Origin of the sequence: Pseudomonas sp. B21-056, assembly GCF_026016325.1 — a bacterium.
In the GTDB taxonomy this organism is placed as follows: Bacteria; Pseudomonadota; Gammaproteobacteria; order Pseudomonadales; family Pseudomonadaceae; genus Aquipseudomonas.
Genome location: NZ_CP087203.1, coordinates 5,926,022 through 5,943,227 on the forward strand (window position 1 = coordinate 5,926,022; position 17,206 = coordinate 5,943,227).

15 protein-coding genes are annotated in these 17,206 nt (G+C 61.7%); 10 read left to right on the forward strand and 5 right to left on the reverse strand.

The features are described 5' to 3' along the window. Positions 1-13: 13 nt before the first annotated feature. Positions 14-1,186, reverse strand: a complete 1,173-nt coding sequence (locus LOY67_RS25955) for an AAA family ATPase (RefSeq protein WP_265065010.1) — start codon at positions 1,184-1,186, stop codon at positions 14-16. A gap of 68 nt (positions 1,187-1,254) precedes the next feature. Beyond that, the gene (locus tag LOY67_RS25960) at positions 1,255-2,214 is read right to left on the reverse strand and encodes a GlxA family transcriptional regulator (RefSeq protein ID WP_265065011.1); all 960 of its coding nucleotides are present in this window, start codon (positions 2,212-2,214) and stop codon (positions 1,255-1,257) included. A gap of 185 nt (positions 2,215-2,399) precedes the next feature. Between LOY67_RS25960 and choX the strand changes: the two genes are divergently transcribed. The 6 genes from choX (at position 2,400) to LOY67_RS25990 (ending at position 7,838) form a co-directional block, all read left to right on the forward strand. Next, complete coding sequence (gene choX / locus LOY67_RS25965) at positions 2,400-3,350, forward strand: choline ABC transporter substrate-binding protein (protein ID WP_265065012.1); 951 nt, start codon at positions 2,400-2,402, stop codon at positions 3,348-3,350. Between the two features lie 72 nt (positions 3,351-3,422). Beyond that, positions 3,423-4,310, forward strand: coding sequence for a 3-keto-5-aminohexanoate cleavage protein (locus LOY67_RS25970; protein ID WP_265065013.1), 888 nt, complete (start codon positions 3,423-3,425; stop codon positions 4,308-4,310). A gap of 140 nt (positions 4,311-4,450) precedes the next feature. Then, on the forward strand, positions 4,451-5,416 hold the full coding sequence (locus tag LOY67_RS25975) for an L-carnitine dehydrogenase (protein WP_265065014.1): 966 nt from the start codon (positions 4,451-4,453) through the stop codon (positions 5,414-5,416). A gap of 146 nt (positions 5,417-5,562) precedes the next feature. Then, positions 5,563-6,039 (forward strand): thioesterase family protein, encoded by a 477-nt coding sequence (locus LOY67_RS25980; RefSeq protein WP_265065015.1) that lies wholly within the window; start codon positions 5,563-5,565, stop codon positions 6,037-6,039. A gap of 20 nt (positions 6,040-6,059) precedes the next feature. After that, positions 6,060-7,223: a gamma-butyrobetaine dioxygenase gene (locus LOY67_RS25985; protein WP_265065016.1), complete on the forward strand. Its 1,164-nt coding sequence runs from the start codon at positions 6,060-6,062 to the stop codon at positions 7,221-7,223. Positions 7,224-7,574: 351 nt separating this feature from the next. After that, entirely contained in the window at positions 7,575-7,838 is a 264-nt protein-coding gene (locus LOY67_RS25990) for a hypothetical protein (protein ID WP_265065017.1), read from the forward strand. A 95-nt stretch (positions 7,839-7,933) separates the two neighbouring features. Here LOY67_RS25990 and LOY67_RS25995 read toward each other — a convergent pair whose 3' ends face one another. Both LOY67_RS25995 and LOY67_RS26000 read right to left on the reverse strand, forming a co-directional pair. Beyond that, on the reverse strand, positions 7,934-9,037 hold the full coding sequence (locus tag LOY67_RS25995) for a GlxA family transcriptional regulator (RefSeq protein WP_024776554.1): 1,104 nt from the start codon (positions 9,035-9,037) through the stop codon (positions 7,934-7,936). A 631-nt stretch (positions 9,038-9,668) separates the two neighbouring features. Next, complete coding sequence (locus LOY67_RS26000; RefSeq protein ID WP_265065018.1) at positions 9,669-11,045, reverse strand: L-serine ammonia-lyase; 1,377 nt, start codon at positions 11,043-11,045, stop codon at positions 9,669-9,671. A gap of 426 nt (positions 11,046-11,471) precedes the next feature. Between LOY67_RS26000 and LOY67_RS26005 the strand changes: the two genes are divergently transcribed. From LOY67_RS26005 to choV, 3 genes are all read left to right on the forward strand, one after another. Next, positions 11,472-12,419, forward strand: a complete 948-nt coding sequence (locus tag LOY67_RS26005) for a choline ABC transporter substrate-binding protein (protein ID WP_265065019.1) — start codon at positions 11,472-11,474, stop codon at positions 12,417-12,419. Positions 12,420-12,483: 64 nt separating this feature from the next. Next, positions 12,484-13,329 (forward strand): choline ABC transporter permease subunit, encoded by an 846-nt coding sequence (choW, locus tag LOY67_RS26010; protein ID WP_265065020.1) that lies wholly within the window; start codon positions 12,484-12,486, stop codon positions 13,327-13,329. Then, complete coding sequence (gene choV, locus LOY67_RS26015) at positions 13,326-14,504, forward strand: choline ABC transporter ATP-binding protein (RefSeq protein WP_265065021.1); 1,179 nt, start codon at positions 13,326-13,328, stop codon at positions 14,502-14,504. The genes choW and choV overlap by 4 nt, the downstream gene beginning before the upstream one ends. An 86-nt stretch (positions 14,505-14,590) precedes the next feature. On the opposite strand, the gene LOY67_RS26020 is transcribed toward choV, so the two are convergent. Next, positions 14,591-16,159, reverse strand: coding sequence for a BCCT family transporter (locus LOY67_RS26020; protein ID WP_265067829.1), 1,569 nt, complete (start codon positions 16,157-16,159; stop codon positions 14,591-14,593). Between the two features lie 366 nt (positions 16,160-16,525). Between LOY67_RS26020 and betI the strand changes: the two genes are divergently transcribed. Beyond that, entirely contained in the window at positions 16,526-17,146 is a 621-nt protein-coding gene (gene betI, locus LOY67_RS26025; RefSeq protein ID WP_265065022.1) for a transcriptional regulator BetI, read from the forward strand. The last annotated feature ends 60 nt before the right edge of the window (positions 17,147-17,206 follow it).

A 17,206-nucleotide genomic window follows, 5' to 3' on the forward strand; every position in this document is an offset into this window, starting at 1 on the left:
AGCAGCATCGGTTCTACAGCTTGCGATACGCCTTCAACCAATCGGCAAACGCTTTGTCCTCCAATGCGTAACCGCCGCGATTGGACTTCCATACCAATTCCTTTTCACGAAGTGCATCGATGCAGGATTGGATGGTCTGGGTGCCAGGCACAACCTCGCTTCCCATACTCGCAAGCACCTTGCCCACGGCCTCCAGCGTCGCATCCGTGAAGGGCGCAAAGGGTTCGTTGTTTTGCGAGCGCTCGGCCATCACCTGTAGAACGGCGCGTTGTGGCACCGTCAGGGCGCTCCAGGCGCTTTCAAACTCGGTCCAGACACCGGCACGCAGCATTTCGGCACTGTTGCGCAACAGCTCGCCCAAATGGTTCGCCTCACCCAGCTCCAACGCAATTTCACCGATGACGGCACGCAACATTTCAGGGCGACGTCCGACCAACTCAAACGCTTGATCGAGCTCGTCGGCATTGAATTGGTTGGTCTGGGCCAGATGTGCGTTCAAATGGGTGGCGTAGGCCTTGGTGAATTCCTTACCCAACAATGGGAAAGAGGTGATGCCGGAGCCGTAGAAGGGTTGATTGCGGCTGAGTACCAGATGAGCCAGTTTGTCTCGATTGGAACCCGTAAATACCAGGCGAAGGCCACTGGTATCGTCCTCACGGCCCTGGTTGAGCTGGTCACGGGCGGCCTTGAGAGCGAACATCGCATTGACCCCGGCTTCGGTGGTCAGCGCGTGCTGGGCTTCGTCGATCACCAACACCACGGTTTTACCAGCGGCACCATGCAACAACTCCAGCGCCTGGGTCAGCGTTGCGCCGTCAGGCAGTTGCGGCCGGCTGAAATCCCAGGACAGCGTGCGCAAGAAGCTGAGTTTGTCGATGCCCATGGATTTGGCAAGCTTGCGGATACCTTTTTCATAAGGCACCAATGCCGCGGCGATAGCCGCAGCGATCAGATCGGCAGGGTCCTTCTCCTTATTGGCCCATAGGTCGACGTAGACTGCCAACCAGCCGCGGGCTTCGCATTCTGGGATCAAGTCTTCACGCAGGAAGGTACTTTTTCCGGTACGTCTCGGCGCAGCCAGGAACAAGCCAGAGGTGTAGTCCTGAATCCCGGCACCCACCAGCCCATCGACAATGTTGCGGGCCAGATCGGGGCGCCGGAAGACAAAACCGGTGTGTTTGGACATGGTTTTATACTCAATTATGGCGACAGGTATAATTTATAGTCACGAGTATAATTGAGTATAAATGCCTGTCAAACCACCTCCCGTCCATCCCCCTGGCGCCGCCGATCCTCACGAGGACACCGCTCGAACCGCGCCCGATAACTGCGGGTGAAGTACGAAGGTGACTCGAACCCGCAGGCGATGCTCACCTCTAGCACGCTCATATCGGTCTGGCGCAGCAGCTGCCGGGCTTTTTCCAGGCGCAGCCGCAGGTAGAAATTGCTGGGGGTGTCGTTCAGGTGCAGGCGGAACAACCGTTCGAGCTGGCGCCGGGTGACCCCGATGGATTCGGCCAGTTCAAGGGTACTCAGGGGCGGCTCGCTGTGGGTTTCCATCTCACCAATGACGTGCACCAGCTTCTTGTTACGAATGCCGTAGCGGCTGGCGATTTCCATGCGCTGGTGATCCTTGCGCGGACGGATGCGGCCGAGCACGAATTGTTCGCTCACTTGAATGGCCAGGTCCGCGCCGTGGGCCTGGCCGATCAGGTCCAGCATCAGGTCGATGGACGCGGTGCCTCCGGCACAGGTAATGCGGCGGCGGTCGATCTCGAAAAGCTCCTGGGTCACGCCGAGCTGTGGGTAGGACTCCTTGAACGCCTCGATGGCTTCCCAGTGCAGGGTCACGCGGTGCCCTTCCAACAACCCCGCGTCGGCCAGGACCACGCTGCCGGTATCGATGCCGCCCAGGGTCACGCCTTCCTTGTCCAGCCGATGCAACCAGCGCTCCAATGCCGGTGTGGCGAATTTAAGCGGTTCAAACCCCGCCACCACCCACAGGGTCGCGCCCTTCTTCAACGGTTCCAACGCAGCATCGGCGTTGACCGACATGCCGTTGCTGGCCAGGACTGCGCCGCCATCGGCACTCAACACATGCCAGCGGTACAGTTCGCCGCGAAAGCGGTTGGCGACCCGCAACGGTTCGATGGCCGAAATGAAGCCGATCGCCGAAAAACCCGGCATCAGCAGAAAGTAGAAATCCTGGGACATGGCGCACTCGGTCGACGGGTAGCGTGGGGATCTTGATACGCCACTTGCAGGGGCCATTCAAGAGGTCGCCGCAGTGCAAGTGCGAGTCGCCGCAGTGCGTTTTGCCAAAGGGCCGGCTGCGTAACTTGGCATCACCGGCGCGCAGACGCCGGAACCCATAACAATAAGCTGCCGAGGAACCCGACATGAAACGACTGATCAGCTACTGCGTTCTTGCACTCAGCGCTACCCCCTTCCTGGGCATAAGCTCCGCCGCCCTGGCAGCCGAACCGGCCGCGTGCCAGAACGTGCGCCTGGGCGTGGTCAACTGGACCGACGTCATCGCCACCAGCGCCTTGACCCAGGTGATGCTCGACGGCCTCGGCTACCAGACCAAGCAGACCAGCGCCTCCCAGCAGATCATCTTTGCCGGCATCCGCGATCAGCGCCTGGACATGTTCCTGGGCTACTGGAACCCGCTGATGACCCAGACCATCACGCCGTTCGTCGAGGCCAGACAGGTGAAGGTACTGGAGCAACCCAGCCTGAAAGACGCCCGCGCCACCCTGGCGGTGCCGACTTACCTGGCCGACAAGGGCCTGAAGACCTTCGCCGACATCGCCAGGTTCGAGAAGGAACTGGGCGGCAAGATCTATGGCATCGAGCCCGGCTCCGGCGCCAATACCCAGATCAAGGCGATGATCGCCAAGAACCAGTTCGGCCTGGGCAAATTCCAACTGGTGGAGTCCAGCGAGGCCGGCATGCTCGCCGCCGTGGACCGTGCCGTGCGGCGCAAGGAAGCCGTGGTGTTCTTCGGCTGGGCGCCGCACCCGATGAACGTCAACGTACAGATGACCTACCTCACCGGCAGCGACGACGCCCTCGGCCCGAATGAGGGCATGGCCACCGTATGGACCGTCACGGCGCCGAACTACGCCGAGCAATGCCCGAACGTCAGCCGGTTGCTGAGCAACCTGACCTTCAGCGCCGAAGACGAGAGCCGGATGATGCAGCCGCTGCTGGATCACAAGGACCCGCTCGAATCAGCCCGGCAATGGCTCAAGGACCATCCACAGGACAAGCAGCGCTGGCTCGAAGGCGTGACCACCTTCGACGGCAAGCCGGCCGCCGACAATCTGAAACTGACCAGCAACTGATCGAACGTTATCCCTCTGCGCAGCGCCCACATGGCTGCGCAGCGACCCACTACGCCTGAAGGAAACCGCACCATGAACCACGACGTCATCATCACCTGCGCACTTACCGGTGCTGGCGACACCACCGCCAAGAGTCCCCACGTACCGGTCACGCCGAAACAGATCGCCGAGGCCGCTGTCGAAGCCGCCAAGGCCGGGGCCACGGTGGTCCACTGCCACGTTCGCGATCCGCAGACCGGCAAGTTCAGCCGCGACGTGGCGCTGTACCGTGAAGTGATGGAGCGCATCCGCGAGGCGGACGTGGACATCATCGTCAATCTCACGGCGGGCATGGGCGGCGACCTGGAAATCGGTGCCGGAGAACGGCCGATGGAATTCGGCCCCAACACCGACCTGGTGGGTCCGTTGACCCGCCTGGCCCACGTCGAGGAACTGCTGCCGGAAATCTGCACCCTGGATTGCGGCACCCTGAATTTCGGCGACGGCGACACCATCTACGTCTCTACCCCGGCGCAGCTGCGGGCCGGGGCCAGGCGCATCACCGAGCTGGGGGTGAAAGCCGAGCTGGAAATCTTCGACACCGGCCACCTGTGGTTTGCCAAGCAGATGATCAAAGAAGGTTTGCTGGACAACCCCCTGTTCCAACTCTGCCTGGGCATCCCATGGGGCGCACCGGCCGACACCACCACCATGAAAGCCATGGTCGACAACCTGCCGACGGACGCGGTGTGGGCCGGCTTCGGCATCGGCCGCATGCAAATGCCGATGGCCGCCCAGGCGGTGCTGCTGGGCGGCAACGTGCGGGTCGGGCTGGAAGACAACCTGTGGCTGGACAAAGGCGTGCTCGCCACCAACGGCCAGTTGGTGGAACGGGCCGGCGAGATCCTCAGCCGCCTCGGTGCCCGCGTGCTCACGCCCGCCGAAGGCCGTAAGAAAATGGGCCTGACCCAACGCAGTTGACCAGACACCCACCTCCCCTGTGGGAGCGAGCCTGCTCGCGATAGCAGTGCAACAGCCTCATAGATGTGCCGACTGACACTCCGCCATCGCGAGCAAGCTCGCTCCCACATTTGGTTCATCGAATACTTCAGGAAATTACCATGAGCTTTATCACCGACATCAAGACCTTCGCCGCCCTCGGCAGTGGCGTCATCGGCAGCGGTTGGGTCAGCCGTGCCCTGGCCCACGGCCTGGACGTCGTGGCCTGGGACCCGGCACCGGGTGCCGAGGCAGCGCTGCGCAAACGCGTTGCCAGTGCCTGGGGCGCGCTGGAGAAACAAGGCCTGGCACCTGGCGCCTCCCAGGACCGGCTGCGCTTTGTCGCAACCATCGAAGAATGCGTGCGCGATGCCGACTTCATCCAGGAGAGCGCCCCAGAACGCCTGGAGCTCAAGCTCGAACTGCACAGCCAGATCAGCGCCGCCGCCAAGCCGAATGCGCTGATCGGCAGCAGCACCTCGGGGCTGCTGCCGAGCGAGTTCTACGAAGGTTCCACCCATCCGGAACGTTGCGTGGTCGGTCACCCGTTCAACCCGGTCTACCTGCTGCCACTGGTGGAAGTGGTCGGCGGCAGGAACACCGCGCCCGAAGCCATCCAGGCCGCCATGCAGGTGTACGAATCCCTCGGCATGCGGCCCCTGCACGTACGCAAGGAAGTGCCCGGTTTCATCGCCGACCGGTTGCTCGAAGCGCTCTGGCGTGAAGCATTGCACCTGGTCAATGACGGCGTGGCAACCACCGGCGAAATCGATGACGCCATCCGTTTCGGTGCCGGCCTGCGCTGGTCGTTCATGGGCACGTTCCTGACGTACACGTTGGCCGGCGGCGATGCCGGGATGCGTCACTTCATGGCCCAGTTCGGCCCGGCGTTGCAATTGCCATGGACCTACCTGCCGGCGCCCGAGCTGACCGAAAAGCTGATCGACGATGTGGTAGAGGGCACCAGCGATCAGTTGGGCAGCCACAGCATTTCGGCCCTGGAGCGCTATCGTGACGATTGCCTGCTGGCAGTGCTGGAGGCGGTAAGGACCACCAAGGAGAAGCATGGGATGGCGTTTACCGAGTAACCCCCCGAACCAGGGCCAGCCTGACTGGCCCCATCGCGAGCAGGCTCGCTCCCACACAGGTTCTGTGGCGTGCACAAATCAAATGTAGGAGCGAGCCTGCTCGCGATGACGGCACCCCAGCCACCCCTAAAGTTGGAACAGACATCATGCCCACCCTCACCACCTACCAAACCCACATCCGCCCTGAATGGGTCGATTTCAACGGTCACCTGCGCGACGCCTACTATCTGCTGATTTTCAGCTACGCCACCGACGCGCTGATGGACAGGCTCGACATGGACAGCCAGAACCGCGACGCCCGCGGCCACTCGCTGTTCACCCTCGAACTGCACCTCAATTACCTGCACGAAGTGAAGGTCGACGCCGACGTCGAAGTGCATACGCAAATCATCGGTCACGACGCCAAACGCCTGCATCTCTACCACAGCCTGCACCTGGTTGGCGGAGACAAGGCGTTGGCAGGCAACGAGCAGATGCTGCTGCACGTCGACCTGGCGGGCCCGCGTTCGGCGCCCTTCACGGAACCTACCCTGGGCAAACTCAAGGCCTTGATCAACGAACAATCCGACCTGCCAGCGCCGGCCTACCTCGGTCGGGTCATCGCCCTGCCGCCTGCCCGCTGAACCCCGAAAAGGAGATCGCCATGAACACCGCCGCCGCTTTTGCCGACTTCCGTCGCTATCCCCTGGTTTGCGCGCTGACCGCTGCAAATCCCCTCGCCGACCGGATACAGGTCACCTGGGCCGACGGTCGGATCAGCCCTTTTCATCACCAATGGCTGCGGGATAACTGCCCCTGCCCACACTGCGTCTATGCCGTGACCCGGGAACAGGTGCTGGAAATCGTCGATATGCCCGAAGACCTGGCGCCTGGCGCAATCCGTCTCGATGCCGAAGGCTGCCTGTGCGTGGATTGGCAGGACGGCCACCTGAGCCGTTTCGACCCGGGCTGGCTGCGCGCCCATGCCTACGATGATGCATCCAGGGCCGAGCGCCTGGCGGGCAAGGCCCAGCGCCAACTATGGAAGCACGATCTGCAATTGCCGGTGTTCGATTACCCGGCGCTGATGGAAGATGCCGGCGCGCTGTTGCAATGGCTGCTGGCGGTACGGGACATCGGCCTGACCCAGGTGCGCGGCGTGCCCACCGAGCCCGGCTCGCTGAAACAGATTGCCCAGCGGATTTCCTTCATCCGCGAGAGCAACTTCGGCGTGCTGTTCAATGTGCAGTCCAAAGCCGACGCCGACAGCAACGCCTACACCGCCTTCAACCTGCCGCTGCACAGCGACTTGCCGACCCGGGAGTTGCAACCGGGGTTGCAGTTCCTGCATTGCCTGGTCAACGACGCTGACGGCGGCGAGAGCATTTTCGTCGATGGATTCGCCATTGCCGAAGCCCTGCGCCAGGAAGACCCCGAAGCCTTTGCTGCGTTGTGCGAGATCCCGGTGGAGTTTCGCAACAAGGATCGCCACAGCGACTATCGCTGCCTGGCGCCCATCATCGCACTGGACGCGCTGGGGCAGGTGTCGGAAATCCGCATGGCGAACTTCCTGCGCGGGCCGTTCGACACCTCGGTCGAGCAGATGCCCAGGCTCTACCGCGCCTACCGACGCTTCATCGCCCTGACCCGCGAGCCGTCATTTCGCCTGATGCAGCGCCTGGAACCCGGCCAGTTGTGGTGCTTCGACAACCGCCGCACCCTCCACGCCCGCAACGCCTTCGACCCGACCACCGGGGCACGGCATTTCCAGGGTTGCTATGTGGATAGGGATGAGTTGCTGTCGCGGATCCTGGTGTTGCAGCGCTAGACCGCGTCGTGGCCATCGCGAGCAGGCTCGCCCCCACAGAAGTCCTCACTCCCCTGTGGGAGCGAACCCGCTCGCGATGGCGTCGGCATGGACAACGCAGGCAAAAAAATCCCCGATCAAGCCGTGACAGGATCGGGGCAGGAGGCGTTACTGGAGGAGCTGTCAGCGCGAGGGTGACCAAACCATCGTGATTCAGCTTGAGGCCAGTGTGCCCAGTCCCGGACAGCGCCAGTTAGCCGAAAACGACACGCTCATAGCCATATAGGTCATCGCGACGATTTGCCCTTGCCGTCGCTTCGGGTGGCTACCAGAATCGGATCACGCCCCCATCCATGAACAAGGAAAAGCGTCATGATGCACGCCGATTTGATCGACCAGGAAGACCTGCTGGGCCAGCTCAAGGCCCTCGGCCTCCAGATACCCAGCGGCTCTACCGCCGAGCAGGCCTGCGAGTGCGCCGTGCGCGGTCTGGACCAGGCTCGTGCCAATGAACTGCGGCGGATGGTCAAGGAGATGTACACCAGCAGCGCCACCATCCTGCCGGCCGTGCGCCAGGCGATTGATCAGCAGCTGTTGCCGGCATTGGCGCAGTACCAGCAAAACCGCAGCGCCTGAAAAACCCATCGCGAGCAGGCTCGCTCCCACATGAGATGTGTGCCTGACACAGTCCAATGTGGGAGCGAGCCTGCTCGCGATGAGGACGCCTGGGTTTACAGCCTCACGCTGGCAAACGTCGACTCATTACGCGCCTGGCTCAACGCCGACAACGGGCCGGACAACGGCGACAGCACCAGGGCCTGCGGCAACGGCATCATCGCCACCTGTTGCGTGGTGTTGGAACCGACGCGCTCGTCGCGCGGTGGAATGCCGAAGTATTCGCGGTAGCACTTGGAGAAGTGCGGCGTGGAAACGAAGCCGCACACCGACGCCACTTCGATGATCGACATCGGCGTCTGCTTGAGCAGTTGCCGGGCACGGATCAGTCGCAGCTTGAGGTAATAGCGCGACGGCGAGCAGTGCAGGTATTTCTGGAACAGCCGCTCCAGCTGACGGCGGGATACGGCGACATACACCGCCAGTTCGTCCAGGTCGATCGGCTCTTCGAGGTTGGCCTCCATCAGCGCGACGATTTCCTGCAACTTCGGCTGGTTGGTGCCGAGCATGTGCTTGAGCGGCACGCGCTGGTGATCCTGCTCGTTGCGGATGCGCTCATAGACAAACATTTCCGAGATGGCCGCCGACAGCTCGCGACCGTGGTCGCGACTGATCAGGTGCAGCATCATGTCCAGCGGCGCGGTGCCGCCGGAGCTGGTGAAACGGTTGCGGTCGAGGGTGAACAGGCGGGTACTCATCGACACCCGCGGGAAGGCTTCCTGCATCGCCGCCAGGCATTCCCAGTGCACGCTGCAATCGAACCCATCGAGCAGGCCGGCGCAGGCCAGGGCCCAACTGCCGGTGCAGACCGCGCCGAGACGACGGGATTGCCGGGCCTGGCCTTGCAGCCAGGAGACGTGTTCCCGGGTGACGGTGCGCTGGATGCCGATGCCGCCACAGACGATGACGGTATCCAGGGCCGGTGCCTTGTGCATGGAGGCGTCCGGGGTGATCTGCAGACCGTCACTGGCCCAGACTTGCCCGCCATCCACGGTGAGGGTGGTCCAGCGATACAGCTCGCGACCGGATAGCTGGTTGGCCATGCGCAGGGGTTCCACGGCGGACGCCAGGGAAATCAGCGTGAAATTGTCCAACAGCAGAAAGCCGATGGACTGAGGCGCACGGTTCTGGGGTTGAGCCCCGGAGTGGGTCGACGTCATCGCGGTATCTCCTCACACAAAGCGGGTGATGGCCTCAGGCGGAGGCTCTTTTTATTGGTGATTGCCCTCGGTCTCTACGCAGGAGACGGGCTTTGTATTGGTAGAGCAATTGCCATGCCTAAACTTGGATAGGTATTCAACAAATCCTGAAAACGACATGCCGAGCCGTCTATATAAGGCGCGTAACGAGTGTGGATTATCGGAGCCATCCAGGGCGGTTAGCGACTGCCACAGCGGGCGGTGAGCAGTTCGGTATCACTTGTGGGAACTGGGCTGCGCCACTTTCGCCACAGTGTCACCCCAAGCGCGGAGGACGAACGGTCGGCAGCTGCACAACGGCTGATCCGACAACAGCGTCTTATCTGATTGCGACGCGCTAAAAGGTGGCGGGTTCAGGGGGTAGTGTTCGTTTATTGAGCAGTTTCTACTACCTGTGGCGAGGGAGCTTGCCCCGCTCAGCTGTGTAGGAGCTGTCGAGCGAAGCGAGGCTGCGATCTTTCCCCTGACAATTGAGTCCAGAGCGAAAGATCAAGATCAAAAGATCGTCCGAACGCGGCCCGAGCCTTCGCCAGCTCCTACGCCCCCAGCGGGAGCAAGCCCCCTCGCCACAGAGGCAGTTGCCAGTCTTCTATCAGCACTCCACCGCACTGACCGCCAACCCACCGCGCGACGTCTCTTTGTACTTGTCGTGCATGTCGGCGCCGGTATCGCGCATGGTGCGGATCACCCGGTCCAGGGAAATGAAATGCTGGCCGTCCCCACGCAGCGCCATCTGCGCCGCATTGATGGCTTTTACCGCGGCAATCGCGTTGCGCTCGATGCAAGGCACCTGGACCAGCCCGCCCACCGGGTCGCAGGTCAGGCCGAGGTTGTGTTCCAGGCCGATTTCCGCCGCGTTGCACAGTTGCTCCGGCGTGGCCCCCAGGATCCCCGCCAGACCTGCCGCCGCCATGGCGCAGGCCGAGCCCACTTCGCCCTGGCAACCGACTTCGGCGCCGGAGATCGAGGCGTTCTTCTTGCACAGGATGCCCACCGCCGCCGCGCCGAGGAAATAATCCACCACGTTGGCGTCGGTGACGGCCTCGCTGAACTTCATGAAATAGTGCAGCACCGCCGGAATGATCCCCGCCGCGCCATTGGTCGGCGCCGTGACCATGCGCCCGCCGGCGGCGTTTTCCTCGTTGACCGCCAGGGCGAAGAGGTTGACCCACTCCATGGCACTCAGGGTCGAGCCGATGACATTCGGTTTGTTCAGTTCTTGCAGGCTGCGGTGCAGCTTGGCCGCACGCCGACGCACGTTCAGACCGCCGGGCAGGATGCCTTCATGCTTGAGACCGTGCTCGACACAATCCTGCATGGCCCGCCAGAGCTTCATCAGGCCGCTGCGGATTTCCTCTTCCGAGCGCCAGGCCTTTTCGTTGGCCATCATCAGTTCGGCCACACGCAGGTTATGGGTGCGACAAAGCTCGAGCAGCTCTTCGGCGCTGGAGAAGTCGTAAGGCAGCTTGGTGGTGTCCAGGTCCGCGACGCCGCTCGAAGCCTGGGCCTCGTCGACGACAAAACCACCGCCGACCGAATAATAAGTGTCGCGGAACAACTCACCGCTGGCGCCTTCGGCCACCAGCGTCATGGCATTGGGGTGGAACGGCAGGTTTTCGTCGATCAGGCGCATGTCCCGGGCCCATACGAAAGGCACCGGCAGGCGACCGTCCAGTTGCAGGGTCTCGATTTCGCGCAACAGTGCAATGCGCGGCGCAATCTGCGACGGATCGATCGCATCCGGCCACTCGCCCATCAGGCCCATGATGACCGCGGTATCGCTACCGTGGCCGATGCCGGTGGCCGACAGCGAACCATAGAGCTGCACCTCGACCCGTCGCACGTCGTTCAGCAGCGCCTTTGCCCGCAACGCCTCGACAAACAGCGCCGCAGCACGCATCGGGCCGACCGTGTGGGAACTGGACGGGCCAATACCGATTTTGAACAGATCGAACACACTGATTGCCATTGCCTAGAACCTCCAGAACGGGCACATCCGGGCGCAGGAGCGCCCGGTGACGGAGCTGCTACGCTCAACGCCGGGATGGCCGCATCATCCGGTTTTTACCTGAGGGGTCGACGTCTGACACCGACGCAATTATGCCCACCAACGCCGCCTGCTTCACGACGGGGTTCCAGGGCGTTTTTTTGCGTGTCAGAGACCGGCTGGAGGCGAAAAAAATCTGTAAACGACGTCACCAACACTGGATACGACCCTCCCTGTACTGGATACGACTCACCCTGTAGGCGACAGATTTGCGCTGGTACATGATCGGTTACGGCTCGTTTTCCAGGCCGCGTGTCGAGACTGTGTTCACGCGCCCCAACCGCAACATCCAATAAAAAGCGCGGAGGTCCGACCGGACACCGCCGATAAAACACCAGGAGTCCACTCATGAAAGGTTCCAAGTCGTTGTTGTTGGCCGCCATGCTGAGTCTTCCCATGCTGGCCAACGCTGCTGAACCCGCACAGTGCAGCACCGTTAACTTCTCCGACGTCGGCTGGACCGACATTACCGTGACTACCGCCACCACCAGCGTGATTCTCGACGCCCTGGGCTACAAGACCAAGACCACCATGATTTCCGTGCCAGTGACCTACAAGTCCCTGGCCGACGGCAAGAACATGGACGTGTTCCTCGGCAACTGGATGCCGACCATGGAAAACGACATCAAGGCCTACCGCGACGCCGGCACCGTGGAAACCGTGCGCACCAACCTCAAGGGCGCCAAGTACACCCTCGCGGTGCCCAAGGCCCTGTACGACAAAGGCCTGCATGATTTCGCCGACATTGCCAAGTTCAAGAAGGAACTCGACGGCAAGATCTACGGCATCGAGCCGGGCAACGACGGCAACCGCCTGATCCAGAGCATGATCGACAAAAATGCCTTCGGCCTGAAGGACGCCGGCTTCAAGGTCGTCGAGTCGAGCGAAGCGGGCATGCTGTCCCAGGTCGACCGCGCCTCCAAGCGCGGCACCGACGTGGTGTTCCTCGGCTGGGCACCGCATCCGATGAACACTCGTTTCAGCATTGAATACCTGACCGGCGGCGATGAGTTTTTCGGTCCGGACTTTGGCGCCGCCACCGTGGCGACCAACACCCGCAAGGGTTACGCCCAGGAATGCAGCAACGTTGGCCAGCTGTTGAAGAACCTCGAGTTCACGGTCGACATGGAAAGCAAACTGATGGGCAACGTGCTTGACGACAAGATGAAGCCTGAAGCTGCCGCCAAGGCTTGGTTGCAGAAAAACCCACAGGTACTCGATACCTGGCTCGCTGGCGTGACCACCATTGACGGTAAACCTGGCCTGGAAGCCGTGAAAGCCAAGCTCGCACAGTAATAGTTATGCCGGGCGGGTTCGCCCGCCCGGGCTGTTTATCCCTTGCATGCGGACGTTCACTACCATGCTGATTGATCAGAAAATACCCTTGGGCCAGTACATCGCGGGCTTCGTCGAATGGTTGACGCAACATGGCGCCAGCACCTTTGACGCAATCGCGCTGTCTCTGGAAACGATGATTCACGGCGTGACATTTGCGCTGACCTGGTTCAACCCGCTGGCCTTGATTGGCCTCATTGCCCTGCTGGCGCATTTCATCCAGCGCAAATGGGGCCTCACTGTATTCGTCATTGCCTCCTTCCTGCTGATCCTCAACCTGGGTTACTGGCAGGAAACCATGGAAACCCTGGCCCAGGTGATGTTCGCCACCCTGGTCTGCGTCGTGATCGGCGTGCCGCTGGGCATTGTTGCCGCGCACAAGCCGATGTTCTACACCATGATGCGGCCGGTACTCGATCTGATGCAGACCGTACCGACCTTCGTCTACCTCATTCCTACCCTGACCCTCTTCGGTCTGGGTGTGGTCCCGGGCCTGATCTCCACGGTGGTGTTCGCGATTGCCGCGCCCATCCGCCTGACCTACCTGGGTATCTGCGACGTTCCGGAAGAACTGATGGACGCCGGCAAGGCCTTCGGCTGCTCCCGTCGCCAGCTCCTGTCGCGCATCGAACTGCCCCATGCGATGCCAAGCATCGCGGCCGGTGTCACCCAGTGCATCATGCTGTCGTTGTCGATGGTGGTGATCGCCGCACTGGTGGGTGCCGATGGCCTGGGCAAACCCGTGGTCAACGCACTGAACACCGCCGATATCGCCCTGGGCTTCGAAGCCGGCCTGGCGATCGTATTGCTGGCAATCATGCTCGACCGTATCTGCAAACAACCCGACGCTAAAGCAGGGGGTGACGCATGAGCATCATTCGTTTCGAAGACGTCGATGTTATTTTCTCCAACCGCCCCAAGGCCGCGCTGGACCTGCTGGACAAGGGTCTTTCACGCCCCGAGATCCTGCAGCAGACCGGCCTGATCGTTGGCGTGGAAAAAGCCAGCCTGTCCGTCGAGAAGGGTGAGATCTGCGTCCTGATGGGCCTTTCCGGCTCAGGCAAATCCAGCCTGCTGCGCTGCATCAACGGCTTGAACACCGTCAGTCGTGGCAAGTTGTTCGTCGAGCACGAGGGACGGCAGATCGACATTGCCTCTTGCTCCCCGGCTGAACTCAAGATGATGCGCACCAAGCGCATCGCCATGGTGTTCCAGAAGTTCGCCCTGATGCCTTGGCTGACCGTGCGCGAGAACATCAGCTTCGGCCTGGAAATGCAGGGCCGCCCCGAGAAGGAACGGCGCAAGCTGGTGGATGAAAAACTCGAGCTGGTGGGCCTGTCCCAGTGGCGCAACAAAAAGCCCGACGAGCTGTCCGGCGGCATGCAACAGCGTGTTGGCCTGGCCCGCGCCCTGGCGATGGACGCCGACATCCTGTTGATGGACGAACCGTTCTCGGCCCTCGACCCTTTGATCCGCCAGGGTTTGCAGGACGAACTGCTGGAACTGCAACGCAAATTGCAAAAGACCATTGTGTTCGTCAGCCATGACCTGGACGAAGCCCTGAAACTGGGCAGCCGGATCGCGATCATGAAGGACGGCAAGATCATCCAGTACAGCAAGCCGGAAGAAATCGTATTGAACCCGGCGGATGACTATGTGCGCACCTTCGTCGCCCATACCAACCCGCTCAACGTCCTGTGCGGCCGCAGTCTGATGCGCACCCTGGACAACTGCAAGCGCATCAACGGTTCGGTGTGCCTGGATCCGGGTGGCGACTCCTGGCTCGACCTGGCCGAAGGCAACACCATCAAGGGCGCACGCCAGAACGGAGCCGCGCTGGACCTGCAGAACTGGGTCCAGGGCCAACCCGTCGAAGGCCTGGGCCGTCGCCCGACGCTGGTGGATTCCAACATCGGCATGCGCGACGCATTGCAGATCCGCTACCAGACCGGCAACAAACTGGTGCTCCACGACAACCAGAAAGTCGTCGGGATCCTCGGCGACAGCGAGCTGTACCACGCGCTGCTCGGCAAAAACCTGGGCTAAGCCCAACACCAACAAAAACGCCGCGAGATGATCGCGGCGTTTTTGTTGGTGCCCAGACTGAAGGAGATCCCCTCGCCACAACTGTGTTACAGCTGCCGATCGAGTTGCATCATGCGCTCACTGAAACGCTGCCAATCCCGGGTCGCCAGCGCCGCTTGCTCCTGTTCGATCTGCACATCCCGGCGCATGGCCTTGTGCAGGCCGAACATGAAGAACACCAGCACCACCGAGAACGGCAGCCCGGCCAGCACCACCATGGTTTGCATGGCTTCGAAGTTACCGGCGAACAGCAGGCCGATGGTCACCAGCGTAATCACCGCCGACCAGAAGATCCGCAACCAGTGCGGCGCATCCTCATCGACATTGCCGCCCTTGCACGAAAGGTTGGCCATCATCACCGCGCCGGAATCCGCCGGGGTCAGGAACAGCACGAAGCCGACGAAGATCGACACGCCGATCACCACTTTTGACGCCGGATAGTGCTCAAGCAACTGGTAGATCGACATGGACGGCTGCTCCAATGCGGTCTTGCCCAGCTCTACCGCGCCATGATTCATCACCAGGTCCAGGGCCGAGTTACCAAAAATCGACAGCCAGGCCAGGGTGAAGCCCAGGGGAATCAGCAGTACACCGGCCACCAGCTCGCGCACGGTGCGACCACGGGAAATACGGGCGATGAACATGCCGACAAAGGGGGCCCAGGAAATCCACCACGCCCAGTAGAACAGGGTCCACAGACCCAACCAGCGGTCTGACTTGGCGCTGTCGTCTTCATACACATACAGGTCGAAGGTTTTCAGCACGACGCCGTTGAGGTAATCGCCGACGTTCTGCACGAAGCCGTTGAGCAGGTGCAAGGTCGGACCAAACAGCAAGACGAAGATCAGCAGGCCGCTGAACAGCACGATATTGAGGTTGGACAGCCGGCGGATGCCGTTCTCCACGCCCGACACCGCCGCGATGGTCGCCACAGTGCTCATCACGATGATCACGATCAGCAGGTTGGTATTGCTGTGTTCCATGCCGAACAGGTTTTCCAGCCCGGACGCGACTTGCAGCGAACCGATCCCCAGGTTCGTTACCAGCCCCAACAACGTCACGAACATGCCGAAGCCATCCACCGCATGACCGGCCGCGCCCCTGACCCAGCGCTCGCCTACCAGCGGGTACAGCGCCGAGCGCAACGCCAGCGGCTGGTGATGCCGGTAGGCAAAATACGCCACCGCCAGGCCCACCAATGCGTAGATCGCCCAGCCGTGCAGGCCCCAATGCAGGAAGGTCAGTTGCACGGCCTGACGCGCGGCCAGGTTGCTGCCGGCCACGCCTTCGGGCGGGTTGAAGTAATGGTCCAGGGGTTCGGAGGCGCCGAAGTACAACAACGAAATGCCGATGCCCGAGGAGAACAGCATCCCGGCCCAGGCGCCGTAGCTGAAGTCCGGTGTGTCGTCCTTGCTGCCCAACTTGAGCTTGCCATAGGAGGAAAACGCCAGGCCGACCACAAACACCAGGTAGGCGGCGATCACCACCATGTAGTACCAGCCGAAGCTGCGGGACAACCACGCCTGGGCCAGGCCGAGCAATCGGCCGGCCTCCTGCGGGGCGATGATCAGGATGGCCGTCAGCAGCAGGATCAACGCGGTGGAGGTGTAGAACACCCAACCGTTGACCGTCACCTTTTGCGGCGAGGTCTTTATTAGCGAGGCAGAACTCATTTGCACGGATGCTCCAGGCAGTGCGAGAGAAGGACAAGGCAACGCGGTACCCGACCAATCGGTGAGTTGGCAGCCGACCGGCGGGTGTTATAAAGACATCCTTACGGCCTTCGCCCCCGTCAAACGCGGGTTCTGAGCCTTGGATGCCTGGTTCTTGCGCCATTTACGCGTAGGAAATATCGGTAAATCGCGACGATTTGTCGCGGAGCTTATTCTTTGTTGATTGAACGTTCAATCAAAACAAAATAGACTGGCCCTCGTCCCGTCAGGCGAACTTCGTCTGCCGGATGGCCTAAGGAGATGTGCTAGATGCCCAAGGTCGGTATGCAACCCATCCGCCGCCAGCAATTGATCGAAGCCACGTTGCAGGCGGTCGATCAGGTCGGCATGGGGGACGCCAGCATTGCGCTGATCGCCCGTTTGGCCGGTGTCTCGAACGGCATCATCAGTCACTACTTTCAGGACAAGAATGGCCTGATCGCGGCTACGGCCCAGTACCTGATGACGGTCCTGAGCGAGAACGTCACCGCGCGCCGTCAGGCGCTTGAGGATTCGAGCCCACGGGCGCATCTGAAGGTGATCATCGAAGGCAACTTCGACGCCAGCCAGGTCAATGGCCCGGCAATGAAAACCTGGCTGGCCTTCTGGGCCACCAGCATGCATCACCCGTCATTGCACAGGTTGCAGCGGATCAACGATCACCGTCTGTATTCCAACCTGTGTTGCCAGTTCCGCCGCGTGTTGCCTGTCGATGAGGCGCGCAGCGCGGCACGGGGCCTGGCCGCCCTGATTGACGGTTTGTGGTTGCGCGGCGCGTTGTCGGGAGACGCATTCGACACCGTCCAGGCACACCGGATCGCTTACGAATACATGGATTTCCAACTGGCAAAAGCAGGGGCGCCAGAGCACACAGAACCGCTCGGCTCCTGAACCGCCATCGACCCGCGTAGTCAGCAATAGAAGACACGCCCGATGGCCAAGCCAACCACT